Source organism: Falsiroseomonas selenitidurans (genome assembly GCF_012103215.1).
Taxonomy (GTDB): Bacteria; Pseudomonadota; Alphaproteobacteria; order Acetobacterales; family Acetobacteraceae; genus Falsiroseomonas; species Falsiroseomonas selenitidurans.
In genome coordinates this window covers 1-17,014 of record NZ_JAAVNE010000022.1, presented here as the reverse complement: position 1 = coordinate 17,014, position 17,014 = coordinate 1, and the positions used below count along the sequence as shown (strand labels likewise).

The window sequence follows — 17,014 nt, the reverse complement described above, 5'->3', positions numbered from 1 at the left end:
CGATCCCTCACGCAGCAATTGTTGGTGTCTGTGAGGCACTGATGGCGCGCTCACGTATGTGAAGCTGTATCGAATCGGCGATCCCGTAGGGTCCATCGAGCCTCAGGAAACTCCAGCGCCCGTAGCGGCCAGTGCCATTGACCGCGGGCACCCAGAGCTTCTGCATGGTGTCGTGCTTCGCATCGTCTTTGGCGTCACGCTCGCCCTTCACCTCGAGCACCAGATGAAGCAGGTCGTCAGCACCTGCGCCGTCATCCACAAGGGCGATGAAGTCGGGGCGGTACTGGTGTTCAGCACCGCCATGCTCATAGGGAATCTCAAAGCCGAGCCGGTCGTTCTTCACGTAGCGCAGCACTTCATGCATGCCCTCAAGCGCCTGGGCGCAGGCGGCCTCCCAGTCACCGTCGCAGACCACCAGGTTCACCTGGCATTTCGCCGCGTTGGTCTCCCAGAAATTGGCCTTGGTGGTCGTGAAGGCGACGTTTCGGCTGCTGCCGGTCTCGTTATACGGGTCCATGATGGGCCGCAGCATGCCAGCGCCCTCTTCGCTCTCGATGCATGCGCGGTAGATGCGCTCGGCCGCCTTGTCCCCCACGTCGCGCCAGAGCAGGTAGGCGGGGAAGGTGTTGCCGATGCAGCTCAGGCACTCCTCCATCCAGCGCCGCGTGATCGCCAGCAGCGATGGGAAGAGCCAGGGCTTGCGGCTGCCCTCCTGGTCCTTGAACCAACGCTCCAGCGTGTATCCGGCAAGGTGGAACGCGATGGTGGCAGCGCGCTGATCGGCCAAATCCTCCAGCGAGAGCTTGATGTTCTCGCCGACGAAGGGAGCGTTGATGGCATCTGGCGGCGCCATGTCGGGGGTGATCTGCAGACGGCTCTCCCCGGTGAAGGTCGCGCGTAGCCGGCCGGGCGGCAGCACCACGCGATAGCCAAGAACCCGGGGAAAACGGATCTCCAAATCGTCGCGCTCGGGTAGCACGGCGTGGACCCGCGTGGTGGGTTTTGGCGGCTTGTAGTCGGCGGCGGAGTTGGCCGGGACGAAGGAAAAGGGAATGCCGAGCACGTCGGCATATTCAGGCTCGAACATGCCGTTGCCACGCGTGTCCTGTCCGACCGGCTCATAGGAGACGCGGCGTAGTGCGCGGCCGATTACCTGCTCGCACAGCAGTTGCGTCCCGAAGGCGCGGACCCCGAGGACGTGGGTGACAGTGCGCGCGTCCCACCCCTCGGTCAGCATGGAGACAGAGACGACGCAACGGATCTGCTCTCCGAGGCGGCCCTGCTGGCCCACGGTATTCATCACCTCGCGCAGCAGGTCGCTGTCGGAGACCGTTTCGGCTTCCGCGTGTCGGCCGCGGGCGCGAAGCTCGCGCTTAAAGGCGTCGATCTCGGGGGCAGCCAGCTTGCGAAAACTGTCGGATAGGGCCTCGCCGCTTTCCAGCTCCTCACTGTCGATGAGTATGGTCTGAGCACGCGGCGCCAGGCGGCGCTGGCCTGGGCCGCCATCCTCCACATTCGAAAGCAGCGCGAGTTTGCCTGGGACCAGCACTGTGTGCTCGGTGCCGTCCAGGGACTTCTCAATCTTCTCGTAGCCGGCGATCCAGTCGAAGACGAGCTTCGACGTCGCAGTGTTGTTGCAGACGACGATGAGCACAGGCGGCGTGGGGCCGCCCTTTCCCTGCCAATTGGCGAAGACCTTGGCGTAGTGGCCGTATAGCGACTGAAGGGCACCAACGAGTTGGCTCGGCAAATCCTCGGGGTCCAGCGCCTTGGCCTGCTTGCCGCGGCCGGCCTTGGGCAAACGGTCGCGCACATGCTTGTAGACGTGGCGGTAGATCGGTTCGTCTGCGCCGGGCAGGTCCTGCACCGGCACGCGCGGCACCTTCACGATGCCGCATTCGATGGCATCGATCAGCGAGAAGTCGGAGACGACCCACGGAAAGAGCGTGCCCTCGGGGTAGCCCGAGCCGCGCAGGAAGAACGGCGTAGCCGAGAGGTCGTAGACCTGGACCGGGTGCTTCAGCACACGCTGCAGGGCTTCGATTCCGCTTATCCACAGGCGCGCGGCCGCGTTGTTCTTTTTCGCTTCGGCCTTGCCTTCCGCGTCCAGTTTCGTGGCGTCAGGGATATCGTCCCCGCCGGACTTCTCGCGATAACAATGATGGGCTTCATCGTTCAGCACGATGATGCGTCGGCGACCAAGAAGCTCGCCGCAAACGCGCTGGACCATTTGGCCCTCAGATTCCAGAGTTTGGACCGGTCCTTCGCGCCCACCAAGGATTGCCTTCGCCAGTTTTGGCGCGTCGAGCGTCTCCCGGTGCTGGAAGGCGTGGAAGTTGGTGATGACGATCCGCGCGCGCTGGAGGTCGTCCCGCATCTCCCGCGGCACGATGTCGTGGAGCAGATAGGTGTTGGTCGGATCGGAAGGCAGCAGCACGCGGAGGCGATCGCGCACGGTGATGCCGGGGGCAACAATCAGGAAAGCATCCGTGAAGCGGTTCCGGTTAGCGCTGCGGGCGCGGGCGGCGTTAAGGGTCTGCCAGGCGATCAGCATCGCCATGACCGTGGTCTTGCCAGCGCCGGTGGCAAGCTTGAAGGCGATGCGGAGCAGATCCGGGTTTGCTTCGGCACTGAGGGTGCGGAGGCGGTCGATCTCCTGCTTCGGGGCAACCTCGGTTAGCCAAATGGCCGTCTCGGCAGCTTCGATCTGGCAGAAGAACAGCTTTCGGGTCCGGCTGGGATCGCGCCAGTGCTGGAGCAGGCGGGCGGTGACCGGGGTGACGGTGGAACGAAGGCCGGCATCGCCGAGAGAGCGCCAGGCGGCAACCTTCGACCTGATCTCGTTGATGTAGTCGTTCGGCTTCCGCTGGCCGAAATTATCCTCAAGGTCCAGGCTACCCTGGTTCTTTAGCTTATGCTTCGGCGGTGGGACGGGTACGACGAACTCGCTCCGCCTCCGCCCATCGGTCGGGAAGCCGGTCGGAATACCATTCTCGTCGAGCACCCAGTGAAGGGACGGCTCGGCAAACGGGCTGTTGAGAATCGGGTTGTTGATGACAGCTGGCGGCACGTTACAAGCCTGCCACGATCCGCGGCGCCGTGCACTACCGAACCAAGAAATTACCATCATCCGAGGCCGAGATTGGCGCGCTGGTCCTGCCAGGGAGACGGAAGGGGGCTCATCAATATCGGGAGCCCGATTCGTTCTGGGCATTTACCGTTCAGAATGCCCTGGACGATATCCGGCGCCAGCAGGGTGAGTTGAAGCAGGCGTCCGAGGTAGCCGCGATCGATGTTCTCGGCGGCAGCCATTTCGGTGACCGAGCCGTAGACCCCATTGTCGAGCATTCGCTGATACCGGAACGCCCGCGCCAGCGCTTTGACCAGCGCCGGATCGGCGCGCGTTGTGGCCCCCGCGGGTCCTGTCGCCATCGGCGTGACGATCGTCTTCCGCCCTGGCCGGCGCCGTATCGCCAGCGGCACCCGGACCGTGATGCTGGTCGCCGTGGTCATGCTGCCGACCTCAGGACCTCGGGAGCGATGGCGCCGAGGTCGCGGACGAGGCCGCCGAGCCCATCCAGCCGCAGCCGAATGTCGGCGCCGGCGGGCCCTACCACCACCCGCTCCACCAGCGACCGCACGATCCGTGCCTGCTCCGCCGGGAACAGGTGCTCCCACAGCGGGTCGAGTCGATGCAGGGCGTCCTGCGTCTCGCCCTCAGTCAGGTCGGGCGCCTCCATGCGCGCCGCGCGCCAGGTGCCGACGACGATCTCCGGCTGCCGCAGGAGCGCCCGCACCTGATCCACCACGGCCGCCTCGATCTCCGCCGCCGACACCCGGCGCAAGATGCTGGCGTCGCCCGCGGCATCACCCTTCAGCACGCGCTGCGCCACGTAGTAGCGATAGAGCCGGCCGTTCTTCCTGGCGTGGGTTGGCGACAGCGCCCGGCCGTCCACCCCAAAGATCAGCCCCTTCAGCAGCGCCGGCGTCTGCGCCCGATTCTGGTTGGCGCGGACGCGAGGGCTGACCTGCAGCACGGCATGCGCCCTATCCCAGAGCTCTCGCGGCACGATGGCCTGGTGCTCGCCGGGGTAGACCTGCCCCTTGTGCGCCGCCTCGCCGACATAGGTGCGGTTGTTCAGCAGCTTGTAGACGTCGCCCTTGTCCAGCGGCCGACCCGCTTTGCTCGTGGCGCCCTCGGCCCTGAGGCGGTTCACCGTCTCGATGCCCGATCCCGTCTCGGCAAAGATCTCGAACACGCGGCGCACACGCGGCGCCTCATCCTCATTCACGATCAGCTTCCGCGCCACGACGTCGTAGCCAAGCGGCACCTTGCCTCCCATCCACATGCCGCGGGCGCGGGAGGCGGCGAATTTGTCGCGGATGCGCTCGCCAATGACCTCTCGCTCGAACTGGGCAAAGCTGAGCAGGATGTTCAGCGTCAGCCGCCCCATGCTCGTGGTCGTGTTGAACGACTGCGTGACGGACACGAAGGTCACGCCATGCGCGTCCATCACCTCCACCAGCTTGGCGAAATCCATCAGCGAGCGGCTGAGCCTGTCGATCTTGTAGACCACGATGACGTCGACGAGGTCGGCCTGAATGTCGCGCAGCAGGCGCTGCAACGCCGGCCGCTCCAGCGTGCCGCCCGAGAACCCGCCGTCGTCGTACCGGTCGCGGACCAGAACCCACCCCTCGGCGCGCTGGCTGGCGACGTACGCCTCGCACGCGTCGCGCTGGGCGTCGAGGGTGTTGAACTCCTTCTCCAATCCTTCGTCCGTGGACTTTCGCGTGTACACGGCGCAGCGGAGCTTCTTCATGGTGGCCGGCATGGCCGGCTCCATGCGGGCGCGGCGCGTCATGCCTCACCCCGCGCGCGCAGCCCGAAGAACGTCCAGCCGTTCCAGCGCGTGCCGGTGATGTGGCGCGCGATGGCCGAGAGCGACTGGTAGGGCCGCCCCTCGAATTCGAAGTCGTTGACGCGCACCGTGACGACGTGCTGCACGCCCTGCCATTCCCGGATGAGGCGCGTGCCGGCCAGCGGGCGACTGTCGGCCCGGATCCGGCGCAGGACGACGTTGCCGCCATCCAACTGCTCGCCCAGCGCCACCAGTCGATCGACGGTTTCGGGCTTCAGCCCGCCATACGCGAGTTCCTGGATGCGGTACGCCAGCCGGCTCTGGATGTAGGCCCGGTTCCAGGGCGGCGGCTCCTTCCCGAATAGCTCCCGCCATTGGTCTTTCAGCATGGCGGTGGGCGCCGCCTGCAGCGCGGCGAGGCGGCTCAGCACCTGCGTCGACGGGATCTTCGGGATGGTGGGCGCCGGCGCGGGCGCGGCGGTGGATCGTCTGGTCATGCGAGTCCCTTCCTGTTGGGGTTCGCATGCAGGCGCTGCCTGGCGGTGGAGTGTAGGCGAACGTCTCCCGCCCCCCGAGCTATCTCCGCATCCTGCGCATCATCCTCGGCAGCGCGGCTGCGCAGCCGCACCAGACCGGCGGCCAGGATGCCGCAGACCTCCCGGAGGTGCGGCGGGAGGTGGGCGTTGCCGGGGAGGTGCGATGGGGGCGCCATCCCCATGATTACCGGGGCCGCGGCCTGAGTGTTTCACCGCCAAGCTGCAGATTAGATTCGACAGCGGTATGCCGAATCATGTACCTGATACGTTCCACATTACAGGGCGGTCACGTGCAGAAGGACTTCACCAAGTTCGCCAACCAGCGGTTCCTGAAAACCGTGAACTGGAAAGTCCTGGGCAAGCTGCTCACGAAGCATCGGGCAGGCCTCAAGAATCTCGACCTCGACACCCTCCTGGCGGATGAAGTCGAGGGGCGGAAGCGGATCACCGAGTACCTCCTCGGCTCGAAGGACTCTTACCCGGATGGTCTGATCCAGGACCTGCACCGTATCGTCCGGCTCGACAGCCCGACCGGTATGCGGCTGCTCCAGGAGGAGGCTGAGCGCCAGGAGGTCGTCATCATCGACCCGGCCGTGTCCCCGACCGCAACGCCGCGCGACTATGCCCTGGTCGCCTTCGTCGAGTACCCGGACGTGTTCAAGGAGGCGGAGCACACCTCCGTCTTCATCGCGCCACCGAGCGTGACCGAGTTCGATGCTGGCGAGGATGGGATCGCGGCCAGCGTGACCAAGGAGGCGCTCGAGGCCCTGCGCATCCGTGCGTCCGGGATCTTCGCCGCCGACCTGCGCGGGAAGTTCTGCCGCGTCCGGGACTACGTCGATGATGGCGAGCTTTGCATCGCCGTCCGCCACGGCGCGCCGCCGGTTTCCACCGAGGTCATCCGCGGCGAGGAGGATGAGGTCATCGGCTTCCAGGAGGTCGACACCGCGGTGATCTCCTTCGTCGAGGCGACGGGGCGGCTCACTGTGTGGGGCTGCGCGAAGAAGCGCCGCGGCGACCTGGCGGAAGCATTCGCCACCGAGATTCTCGGGCGCCCGGGGGTCTTCAAGGCCGCCAGCTCGCAGGACCTCTACACGCTGGCGCCGGTCGAGAATTCGAATGGCGGCTTCGGCTTCCGCATCGGTGACCTGGACCAGATCGAGCGGGTCGAGATTACGGAAGCGCAGGCCAACCGCGTCGCCACCAATGCCCGGACCGGCCGCGAGAAGACCCTGTTCTCGGTGCGGGTGAAGGACTCCGAGGGTAGCGCCCTGCGCCGTCTGCATGAGAGCCGAACCGACATCAGCTACGGCGACAATTTGTGGCGCCTCGACCACATCATCGCGCGCATCGTGCTGAAGACACCGGGTGGCCGCGCGCCGACGATCAGCGTCACGATCAAGCCGCCCGGATCGGTCACCTTTCCAAGGGTCCGGCACAAGAAGCTGGTCATGGCCCTCCTCAAGCTGAATGCGCTGACAAATGACCGACGGCCTATCGCAGCAGCTCTGGCAGCTGAGTGAGGCCGGCGAGCCGGTCGTCATGCTCGGCCGGCAGCATGCTGTAGGAGAAGAGGCTGCCTTCGAGCGCCTCCTCCAGCTCGGCATCCTGCTGCATCGCGGGCGCGAGGCATCCTGGGATGTCTGCGCCGACTGCGATTGCGGCGCGGATGAGCGCGAAGTCCTGTGGGATGGCGATATCGCCACCGCCAAATGCGCCGCCGACCGCCGGCGGGATGAGCGTCTGGACGCGGATGATGTGCGGAGCTTCAGCGTCGACGTCCATGCCTTCATGGACGGCGTAGCCACGTCCATGGGCCTGGGCCGCGCGGAGCTGGTGGCGCCAGGGCTGTGGAGCCTTGGCATGCTGGCGGACGGACGCATCATCGTGGCCGCCCCCACCCGAGCCGGCATTCGGCAGCCGGGGCTGGTCGGCGCAATTCGCCTCACGCACAAGGAAGGAACGATCGTCCTGGTCGGGCCGGAACTGCCTGCGCTGACGCGCGGCAATCTGGCCGAACAGGACATCCACCATGTTCAGCCGGCCCACGCCCTGCTGCCGTCGGCGGGCGACCTCTTCCTGGCTTTGGACACCCGCCGCCTGCCAGACGGGCGCGCTGGCCGGTACGAGTTGGTGCTGACGGCCGCCACGCAGACTGTTCGGCTTGATGACCGAGAAGCCTCCATCCGCGCGAAGCCGTTTCAGCTTCTGAGGGCACTCGCGGATGCTCATCGGGATGGTCGGCCGGTTGTGCATCCATCGGTGCTGCATGCGTTGCTTTTCTCCGCGAACACCTCACCCGACGCGGTTCGCAAGCTGGCGAACGAGCTTCGCAGCCAACTCAGGGAGCACTTCGGCGACACTCCCCGCGTGGCCGGCCTCATCACGACGAACAACACGCTGGGCTACTCCATCGCTTGCCCGCCACTGTCCGTCCTCGTGAAGTAGCAGCGCCGATCCGACATCTTGCAGACGCCTGTCCGACGCCTGTCGGAAAGCATCCGCGGCACCTTCCGCTGGCCATCACCGCCAGCTGGAGCCGCCGATGCCCTCGCTCACCTTCGCCCAATTCGAACCCCTGCACCGCATGGCCGAGCGCATGTCGCGCGGCCTGTGCCGCCGCCTCGGGCTGCCCGCGCATGACGCAGAGGATTTCGCCCAGGACCTCCTGACCGATCTCCTCGCCCGGCTGCCCGGCTTCAACCCGGACCAGGGCGGTCTCGGCGCCTTCGCACTCACCTGCTTCCGGCATCATGCCGCCCTGCTGGCGCACCGCACGCAGCGGCACCGGGCCCTCCACCACTCCATTTCCCTCGATGACCCGCTGCCGGACGGCGGCGCGACGGTCGGCGCCGTGCTGTCGGATGCGGACGGCTACGGCGCGTGGATGGGCCAGCAGACCGATGCCTTCGCGGACGTGAATCGCCGGCTGGACCTCGAGCGGATCGCCGACGTGCTGACGGAGGAGGATGCGCCCCTCTGCGCCGCTCTCGCGCGTGGCGACGTCGATCCCGCCCGTCACGCCGGCCTGTCCCGCACCACGGCGTTCCGGCGCGTGCGCGAGATGCGGTTGCGGCTGTGCGCCGCCGGCATCGCTCCGGCGGCCTGAAACAGAATGACCGCAGCCTCGGTAATCATGGTCATGGACACCAACATCACCGACATCCGCGCAGTGGTGGCGCCTCTCACCGAGGCTTCCCTCTGCACCTGGCTGGGCGCCGCGGCTCCCGGCGACAGCATCACCTACCACCGCGGCGCGCTCGCCCGGCAGGTCTGCCCGCAGTTGCAGTGCCTGCCCGAGCCGGAGCGCACCGCGCTGCAGCGCCTGGCGGCCCGCGCCTGGAAGCTGGCCGAGCTCGGCCTCGTCGATATCGTGCAGCGCCGCCACGGCTACGAGGACTACGCCTACATCCTCGTCGCCCGCCGTCGCCCCCGCCGCGCCGCCTCGGCCATCCTGCCGATGCTGCTCGCGGAGGCCGCGTGATGGACGCGCTCCGCACCAACCGCCCCACCCTCGACGCGCTGCGCCACATGCCGGTGAGCGACGTCATCGGGCTCCCCGCCGAGCATCTGGCGCTGCTGCAGACCGATGCGCGCGAGGCGCTGGACGCCGCCAAGCGCATGCAGGACTGGATCGAGGCCGCGATCGCGCTCCGCTACGAGCAGCGCGCCATCGGCGCCCGTGCCGCTGCCGGCAAGGACACCGGCACGGTCCGCTTCCAGGACGGCACCGTGGAGATCGCGGTCGATCTGCCGAAGAAGGTGGATTGGGATCAGGCGCGGCTCGCCGCGCTGTCGGAGCAAATCCGCGCCGGCGGTGAGGATCCCGGCCAGTACGTCGAGGTCAGCTTCAAGGTCTCTGAGCGGGCCTATACCGCCTGGCCCGATCGCATCCGCCAAGCCTTCGAGCCGGCCCGCACGGTCCGCACCGGCCGCGCCACCTATCGCCTCGCCATCATGTCCGAGACGGCGCTGCGCGACAGCCCGCATGGCGCCGGCGTCATCCCGCTGCGGGGAGGCCGCTGATGGCGCTGCGCATCATCACCGCCGACGAACGGCAGGCTGAGGCGCGCGGCATCAAGGCCGTGATCTTCGGGAAGAGCGGCATCGGCAAGACCTACCTCCTGCTGACGCTCGACGAGGGCAGCACGCTCTTCATCGACCTGGAGGCGGGCGATCTCGCCGTGCAGCACTGGCGTGGCGCGTCGATCCGCCCGCGCACCTGGGAGGAATGCCGCGACCTCGCGCTGTTCCTCGCCGGCCCCAACCCCGCGCTGCGCGACGACCAGCCCTATTCTGCCGCGCAGTATGTGCGCGTCCTGCAGGCCTATGGCGATCCGGCGCGCATGGACGGCTTCGCCACGATTTTCGTCGACAGCATCACGGTCGCGGGTCGGCTCTGCTTCCAGTGGTGCCGCGGTCAGCCCGAGGCGCATTCGGAGAAGACCGGCAAGCCCGACATCCGCGGCGCCTATGGGCTGCATGGCCGCGAGATGATCGCCTGGCTCACGCACCTGCAGCATGCGCGCGGGCGCAACGTGATCTTCGTCGGAATCCTCGACGAGAAGCTCGACGACTTCAATCGCCGCGTCTTCGTGCCGCAGATCGACGGCAGCAAGACCGGCCTCGAGCTGCCCGGCATCGTCGATCAGGTCATGACGCTGGCCGAGATCAAGCCGGACGTCGCACCCGGCCAGCCTGCGGTCGCGTCCTTCCGCGGCCTGGTCTGCCAGACGCTGAATCCGTGGGGCTATCCCGCGAAGGATCGCAGCGGCCGGCTCGACATGCTGGAGCCGCCGCATCTCGGGCAGCTCTTCCAGAAAATCCGCAGCCCGTCGCCGCCGATCGACGCGCACGGCACGCCGTCGATCGCGCCGCCCGTCCCTACCACCAACACCTGATCGGAGCAGAAGCACCATGGCTGCCTGGAACGACTACAACGACGCCCAGTCCAACCCGAACCTGATCCCCAAGGGGACGCTGGCGAAGGTCCGCCTCACCATTCGTCCCGGCGGCTTCGACGATCCGAGCCAGGGCTGGACCGGCGGCTACGCCACGCGCGGCAGCACCGGCGCCGTCTATCTCAATGGCGAGTTCACTGTGCTGGAAGGCCCCTACGCCAAGCGGAAGATCTTCACGCTGATCGGCCTCCACAGCCCGAAGGGGCCGGAATGGGCGGGGATGGGCCGCAGCTTCCTGCGCGGGATGCTGAACTCCGCGCGCGGCATCTCCGACAAGGATGTCTCGCCCCAGGCGCAGGCAGCGCGCCGCATCGGCGGCTTCGCGGATCTCGACGGCCTCGAGTTCGTGGCGAAGATCGAGCACGGCACCGACGCCGGCGGCGAGACCAAGAACGAGATCCGCATGGCGGTGACGCCGGACCATCGGGACTACGCCCAGCTGATGGGGCGGCATGTGGCGCCGGCGGGTTATGCACCCCCCGCCCAGGCCTACGCGCCGCCCGCCGCGCCGGCCATCCAGCAGGGCGCCTTCCCTGCCGCGGCGCCGCAGCCCGCCGCTGCCGGCGCCGACCCGCGTCCCGCCTGGGCGCGCTGAGGGAGGGCCGCACCAGCATGCTGCTCCGCCCCCGCCAGAAGCTCTTCGTCGAGCGCAGCCTTCGTGCGCTCGATAAGCACGGCAACACCCTCGGCGTCGCCCCGACCGGCGCCGGCAAGACGATCATGCTGTCGGCGGCGGTGGGCGAGCATATCGGCAGCAGCGCCGCCAAGGCCGCGGTCCTCGCGCATCGGGATGAGCTCACCGCGCAGAACCTGGCGAAGTTCCGCCGCGTGAATCCTGGCATCGCCACCTCGGTGGTGGATGCCGGCCAGAAGTCCTGGGGCGGCCAGGTCACCTTCGCCATGGTGCCGACCCTGGCGCGCCAGGCGAACCTCGAGGCGATGCCGGCGCTGGACCTGCTGGTCATCGACGAGGCGCATCACGCCGTCGCCGACAGCTATCGCCGCATCATCGATCGCGCCCTCGACCGCAACCCCGCTTGCCGGATCTACGGCGTCACCGCGACGCCGAACCGCGGCGACAAGATCGGGCTGCGCCAGGTCTTCTCGAACGTCGCCGACCAGATACGCCTGGGCGAGCTGATCGCGTCCGGTCACCTGGTGCCGCCCCGCACCTTCATCATCGATGTCGGCGTGCAGGATGAGCTTCGCGCGGTCCGGCGCAGCGGCGACGACTTCGATATGGGCGAGGTCGCCCGCGTCATGGACACGGTGCCGGTCACCGATGCCGTGGTGAAGCACTGGCAGGAGAAGGCCGGCGGCCGCCAGACGGTGGCCTTCTGCTCCACGGTCGCACACGCCGAGCACGTTGCCGCAGCCTTCAATGCGGCCGGCATCTCCACCGTCATGGTGACCGGCGACATGCCGGAGGGGGAGCGGCGCTCCGTCCTGGCCGCCTATGCCCGAGGCGAGGCGCGCATCGTCGTGAATGTCGCCGTGCTGACGGAGGGCTGGGACCACCCGCCCACCTCCTGCGTCGTGCTGCTGCGGCCGAGCTCCTTCAAATGCACGATGATCCAGATGGTCGGCCGCGGGCTCCGCACCGTCGATCCGGGCGAGCATCCGGGCATCGTCAAGCGCGACTGCATCGTGCTCGACTTCGGCACATCCTCGCAGATCCACGGCTGCCTGGAGCAGGACGTCGATCTCGACAGCCAACCCGGCGAGGGTGAGCCGCCCACCAAGACCTGCCCCTCCTGCGAGGCGGAGGTGCCGATCGCGGTGATGGAGTGCCCCATCTGCGGCCACGCCTTCGAGCCCCGCGGGCGGGCGGCGACGCCGCTTTCCGACTTCGTCATGACGGAGATCGATCTCCTCCGCCGATCCGCTTTCCAATGGTGCGATCTGTTCGGCGATGACGCCGCCCTGCTGGCCAATGGCTTCAACGGCTGGGCGGGCATCTTCTTCCTGAACGGGGCCTGGCACGCGGTCGGCGGCGCCAAGGAGGAGCGGCCCCGCCTGCTGTCCATCGGCGAGCGGCTGGTGGCGCTGGCCGCGGCGGATGACTGGCTGAACACCTACGAGACGGACGAGAGCGCCCATAAGAGGCGGCGCTGGCTGCGCGAGCCGCCGACAGAGCGGCAGCTGATCCACCTGCCGCCGCAGGCCCGCGCCGATCTCGGCATGACGCGCTACCAAGCATCGGCGCTGCTGACCTTCAAGTTCAACCGGCAGGCCATCCAGCACCTCGTGCGCAGCGCCCAGCCCGCGGCGCTGGGGCAGGCCGCATGATCGATGGCCCGCTCCCCGGAACCGCCCTGCGCCGTCTGCTCCCGCCCGGCGCGTGGCTTTGGCTGGTTCGACCCGGGGCCGCGGAAGAAGCCACGGCCCTCGGTCTGCTTCTGCTGCATCGCCTGCCAGGGCTTCTGGTCGCGCTTGGCGGGGAGGTCGTCCGCCATGGTTGACCTCACCGAGCAGGAGAAGGCGGCGATGCGCGCGGCCATGCGCCGCGTCGCGGAGACGATGGCCGAGATCGGCTGGGGCACCCGCTTCCAGGATCTGAGCGAGGCGCAGGTGCTGACCCTGATCGAGGTCGCCATCGGCGGCTTCCAGGAGGCGATGCAGGCGATCGCCCGGCAGGACACGGCGGCGGAGGCGCCCTTCTGATGCTCGACTTCAACAGCCGCGGCCAGACGTCGGGACACGTCAACGCCGCCATCGATGCCGCGCTGGTCGCCACCAACGCGGCCACGCCACCGCGCAGCTATCTCGGCGGCTCCCGCCTTGGCCACGCCTGCGAACGCGCTCTGCAGTTCGAGTTCGTGAAGGCGCCGAAAGATGAGGGCGCGGATTTCGACGGGCGCCTGCTGCGCATCTTCGGGATCGGGCACGCGCTGGAAGATGTGGCCGTCGCCTGGCTCCGCGCTGCTGGCTTCGATCTCTACACGCGCCGCGGCGGTGGCGAGCATGGCGAGCAGTTCGGCTTCTCGGTCGCGGGCGGTCGCATCCGCGGCCATGTCGATGGCGTCTTCGCCGGCGGCCCGACCATCCCCGGCATGGCGTTCCCGGCGCTGTGGGAATGCAAGACCATGAACGCCAAGGCCTGGCGCGAGACGTCCAGCAAGGGCGTCGCTGTCGCCAAGCCGATCTACGCGGCGCAGATCGCGGTCTACCAGGCCTACATGGACGCCGCCGTGCCGGGGGTGGCGGACAATCCGGCGCTGTTCACCGCCATCAACAAGGACACCGCCGAGCTGCACCACGAGCTGGTGCCGTTCAACGCCGAGCTGGCGCAGCGCATGTCGGACCGGGCGGTGCGCATCCTGGCCGCGACCGATGCCGGCGAATTGCTGCCTCGCGTTGCCGCCCAGGCCGATCACTTTGAGTGCCGCTTCTGCCCCTGGGCCGCGCGCTGCTGGGCGCAGCCTGCATGACGGCATGGGGCGACTTCAACGATGCCGCGCCGCTGCCGGATAACAGCGTGAGCGAACTTCCCTCCGCAGGTCAGATCGCCCTCGATCGACTTCCCGGTGCAGGGCAGCCGATGCCGGCGGCCCTTGGGTCCATCTCGCCGGACATCGAGCAGATCGCCGCCTTCCTCGACGTGGTGTTCGGCTATTGCGACGGGCTGATCCCCGTCCGCGGCTTCGTCGACCAGGGCCAAGGCCTCGACACCAAGCCGCACAACATCTGGGTGCCGGCCGATCGGCACGCCGCCGCATCCCTCAGCGCCTATGCCACCTGGGCCGCTCGTGAGGGCAGCGCCGTCTATGTCATCCCCGGCACCGTCGCCGAGCAGGGGCAGGCCCGCGCCGAGCATGTGCTGCAGATGCAGACCGTGGTGGTCGACCTCGACGCCGGCGACATCGCCGCCAAGCTGGCGCACCTCGTCCACCACCTGGGCGCGCCCACCCTACTGGTCGAAAGCGGCGGCCGCACCGCCGAGGGTGCCGCCAAGCTGCATGTTTGGTGGCGGCTCACCGAGCCGGCCGAGGGTGAGGACCTAGCGCGGGTATGCGCGCTGCGGGGGGAGATCGCGGAGAAGGTTGGTGGCGATCTTCACTTCCGCTCCGCGCACCAGCCGATCCGGGTGCCCGGCACTGTCCACCAGAAGCATGGCGTGCAGCGGCACGTCACGATCCGGGAGCACCACCCCAGGGTCGAGGTGGAGCTCCCCGACTTCGCCGCGGCGGTCGCCGCCATGCCGACCATGCCGGGCCTGGAGGCGCCCACCGCTGCCCCTGGCGCCAACCGCCCCGGCCTCGATGCCGTCCTCACCACGCCAGTGCGCGAGGGCAGCCAGGACGCGTGGACCCGCTTCCAGGGCGCCAGCGCCGCCATCGGCCACTTTGTCCGCATGGTCCACGAGGGCCGCATCACCGGCGACGAGGGCTGGAAGGCGATCTGCCAGTACAATGCCGCCTGCCTCCGCCCGGCGTGGCCGCTGGACCGCCTCAAAGTCGAGGCGGACAGCATCTGGGCGCTGCATGTCGACCGCAACGGGCCGCCCCTGCTGCGCGCCACAGCACCACCGCCGAGCACCATCCCGGCGCACACCCTCGGCGTGCTGCTCGACGACACCTCCCCGATGCCCGACGACCTGATCGGGCCGCGCCTGCTGACCCCGGGTGGGATGCTGGTCCTCGGCGGGGCGCCGAAGGTTGGCAAATCCGACTTCCTGATCAGCCTCCTGGTGCATGCCGCCGCCGGCGCTCCGTTCCTGCGCTTCACGGCGCCGCGCCCGCTGCGGGTGTTCTATCTGCAGGCTGAGATCCAGTACCACTACCTGCGCGAGCGCCTGCAGCAACTCCGGCTCGACCCCGCCGTTGTGGCCCGCGCGCGCGACACCCTCGTCGTCACCCCGAAGCTGCGCATGCTGCTCGACGACCAGGGCGTGCCGCTCGTCGCGACTGCCATCCGCGCCGCATTCCCCGACGCGCCGCCGGACATCATCTGCATCGACCCCATCCGCAACCTCTTCGATGGCGGGCCCGCGGGCGAAGGGGAGAACGACAACGCGGCGATGATGTTCTTCCTGCAGAGCCGGGTCGAGGCGCTGCGCGACCAGGTCGCCCCCGAGGCGGGCATCATCCTCGCCCACCACACGAAGAAGCTCAGCAAGCAGCAGGTGAAGGACGATCCCTTCCTGTCGCTCTCCGGCGCGAGCGCGCTGCGCGGCTACTACACCTCGGGCGCCATCCTGTTCCGCCCCGACGAGGAACAGACCGAGCGCGAGTTGCATGTCGAGCTCCGCAACGGCCCCGGCCTCGAGCCGATGCTGGTCGACAAAATCGCGGGCCGCTGGGTGGAATTCGATCGTCGCGGCGAGCGCCTGGTCAGGCAGGACATCGGACGCAAGCTCGATGCCGAACGGCTGCGCAAGCAGGATGTGATCCTCGGCATCCTGCTCGATGAGGCAGCTGAAGGCCGGCTCTATTCCACCATGCAACTGGCCGAGAAATTCGAGAACAAGGTCGGGCTCGGCAGCAAGCACACGATCCGCGAGCGTTTGAGCGTGCTCGCCACGAAGGGCTTCGTGAAGTTCCGCCGAGACGGCACCGAGTTTGGCCTCGGCGTCGTTCGGTCGCGCTTCGGGTACCTCTGCGTGGAGGGCATGACCTTCGGCCCAGAGGTCGAAACCGTGGATCCGCAGACCGGCGAGGTGACCACCAGCGCCCGCCGCGTCCTGCCCAGCCACTTCAAATGCCCCCAATCCGGCAACTGCCTGGACGTCGAAAATCCGGAGGTCTGGGTCTACCCGGAAGGCGTCTTGGACGACCTCACTCCTGAGGAGTTAGGCCTAACTCCTCACTCCTCCCCGAAAACAACGTCATGAAATCAATGGCTTGGGAGGACAGAGGAGTTAGGTCCCTAACTCCTCAAACTTCGCACCTAACTCCTCTTTTCGGCAATCCGATCAACGGCTTGCGGCCCGCCGAGGAGTTAGGTGTTTCATCCACCCCCTACGGGGGTGTGCGTGCGGGCCTCATCGGCGCGCGCACACCACACCTCGGGCGACCGGGTTGGGCGCGTGGGCCGCCCCCGCTTGGGCCACCTCACCCGATGCCGGGCAGCGACGGCGAGCTCCGCCAAGAACCGCGCCGTCGCCGCCCTCACCAGGACGATCCCCTTCCGGAGACCACCATGGCACCCGCGACTCTCACCATGCCCGCCGCCCATGCAAGCGGCCCGCCCATCGCCCTCCCGCCCGCGACCGGCCTCGCGCACCACGCCGTGCTCGCCCTGGATCTCGGCACCACCACAGGCTGGGCGCTGCGCGGCCCGGACGGCGGCATCACCTCGGGCACGATCACCTTCAAGCCGACCCGCTTCGAGGGCGGCGGGATGCGTTTCCTGCGCTTCCGCGGGTGGCTGGCCGAGGTCGCCGCCCTGTCCGGCGGCGTGGCGCGGATCGTGTTCGAGGAAGTCCGCGCCCATGCCGGCACCGATGCGGCGCACATCTACGGCGGCTTCCTCGGCATTCTCGCCGCTTGGTGCGAGGAGCACGACGTCCCCTACGAGGGCGTGCCGGTCGGCACGATCAAGCGCTACGCCACCGGTAAGGGCAACGCCGACAAGGCGAAGATGGTCGCCGCCATCCGAGCCCGTGGCTTCGCGCCGGCCGATGACAACGAGGCGGATGCCATCGCGCTGCTGCTCT

The 17,014-nt window shown here is 68.2% G+C and carries 16 protein-coding genes; 12 read left to right on the top strand and 4 right to left on the bottom strand.

Annotated elements, in window-relative coordinates; genetic code table 11:
• Positions 1-7: 7 nt before the first annotated feature.
• Genes HEQ75_RS14450 through HEQ75_RS14435 form a run of 4 tightly spaced genes read right to left on the bottom strand, consistent with a single transcriptional unit; the run spans position 8 to position 5,356 of the window.
• The gene (locus tag HEQ75_RS14450) at positions 8-3,070 is read right to left on the bottom strand and encodes a BPTD_3080 family restriction endonuclease (protein WP_168031738.1); all 3,063 of its coding nucleotides are present in this window, start codon (positions 3,068-3,070) and stop codon (positions 8-10) included.
• A gap of 56 nt (positions 3,071-3,126) precedes the next feature.
• The gene (locus tag HEQ75_RS14445) at positions 3,127-3,513 is read right to left on the bottom strand and encodes a hypothetical protein (RefSeq protein ID WP_168031736.1); all 387 of its coding nucleotides are present in this window, start codon (positions 3,511-3,513) and stop codon (positions 3,127-3,129) included.
• Positions 3,510-4,862, bottom strand: coding sequence for a recombinase family protein (locus HEQ75_RS14440; protein WP_209318561.1), 1,353 nt, complete (start codon positions 4,860-4,862; stop codon positions 3,510-3,512). Before HEQ75_RS14440 ends, HEQ75_RS14445 begins: the two co-directional genes overlap by 4 nt.
• Entirely contained in the window at positions 4,859-5,356 is a 498-nt protein-coding gene (locus HEQ75_RS14435) for a DUF2924 domain-containing protein (RefSeq protein ID WP_168031734.1), read from the bottom strand. Before HEQ75_RS14435 ends, HEQ75_RS14440 begins: the two co-directional genes overlap by 4 nt.
• Before the next feature lie 329 nt (positions 5,357-5,685).
• Between HEQ75_RS14435 and HEQ75_RS14430 the strand changes: the two genes are divergently transcribed.
• From HEQ75_RS14430 to HEQ75_RS14375, 12 genes are all read left to right on the top strand, one after another.
• Positions 5,686-6,918 carry a hypothetical protein gene (locus HEQ75_RS14430; RefSeq protein ID WP_168031732.1) on the top strand — a complete coding sequence of 411 codons (1,233 nt, stop codon included), beginning with the start codon at positions 5,686-5,688 and terminating at the stop codon, positions 6,916-6,918.
• Positions 6,878-7,843, top strand: a complete 966-nt coding sequence (locus HEQ75_RS14425) for a hypothetical protein (protein ID WP_168031730.1) — start codon at positions 6,878-6,880, stop codon at positions 7,841-7,843. The genes HEQ75_RS14430 and HEQ75_RS14425 overlap by 41 nt, the downstream gene beginning before the upstream one ends.
• A gap of 97 nt (positions 7,844-7,940) precedes the next feature.
• Complete coding sequence (locus HEQ75_RS14420; RefSeq protein WP_168031728.1) at positions 7,941-8,504, top strand: sigma-70 family RNA polymerase sigma factor; 564 nt, start codon at positions 7,941-7,943, stop codon at positions 8,502-8,504.
• Between the two features lie 33 nt (positions 8,505-8,537).
• Positions 8,538-8,879, top strand: coding sequence for a hypothetical protein (locus HEQ75_RS14415; protein ID WP_168031726.1), 342 nt, complete (start codon positions 8,538-8,540; stop codon positions 8,877-8,879).
• Positions 8,879-9,421, top strand: coding sequence for a hypothetical protein (locus tag HEQ75_RS14410; RefSeq protein WP_168031724.1), 543 nt, complete (start codon positions 8,879-8,881; stop codon positions 9,419-9,421). The genes HEQ75_RS14415 and HEQ75_RS14410 overlap by 1 nt, the downstream gene beginning before the upstream one ends.
• Complete coding sequence (locus HEQ75_RS14405) at positions 9,421-10,296, top strand: ATP-binding protein (RefSeq protein ID WP_168031722.1); 876 nt, start codon at positions 9,421-9,423, stop codon at positions 10,294-10,296. Before HEQ75_RS14410 ends, HEQ75_RS14405 begins: the two co-directional genes overlap by 1 nt.
• A gap of 16 nt (positions 10,297-10,312) precedes the next feature.
• A complete protein-coding gene (locus HEQ75_RS14400) occupies positions 10,313-10,951 on the top strand; it encodes a hypothetical protein (RefSeq protein ID WP_168031720.1) in 639 nt (212 codons plus the stop codon).
• A gap of 17 nt (positions 10,952-10,968) precedes the next feature.
• Positions 10,969-12,645 carry a DEAD/DEAH box helicase gene (locus HEQ75_RS14395; protein WP_168031718.1) on the top strand — a complete coding sequence of 559 codons (1,677 nt, stop codon included), beginning with the start codon at positions 10,969-10,971 and terminating at the stop codon, positions 12,643-12,645.
• A gap of 165 nt (positions 12,646-12,810) precedes the next feature.
• Positions 12,811-13,020 carry a DUF6511 domain-containing protein gene (locus tag HEQ75_RS28280; protein WP_168031716.1) on the top strand — a complete coding sequence of 70 codons (210 nt, stop codon included), beginning with the start codon at positions 12,811-12,813 and terminating at the stop codon, positions 13,018-13,020.
• Positions 13,020-13,787: a hypothetical protein gene (locus tag HEQ75_RS14385; RefSeq protein WP_168031714.1), complete on the top strand. Its 768-nt coding sequence runs from the start codon at positions 13,020-13,022 to the stop codon at positions 13,785-13,787. Before HEQ75_RS28280 ends, HEQ75_RS14385 begins: the two co-directional genes overlap by 1 nt.
• Positions 13,739-16,189: an AAA family ATPase gene (locus HEQ75_RS14380; protein ID WP_328733981.1), complete on the top strand. Its 2,451-nt coding sequence runs from the start codon at positions 13,739-13,741 to the stop codon at positions 16,187-16,189. Before HEQ75_RS14385 ends, HEQ75_RS14380 begins: the two co-directional genes overlap by 49 nt.
• Before the next feature lie 308 nt (positions 16,190-16,497).
• On the top strand, positions 16,498-17,014 hold a 517-nt coding region (locus HEQ75_RS14375; protein WP_168031712.1), incomplete at its 3' end, for a crossover junction endodeoxyribonuclease RuvC.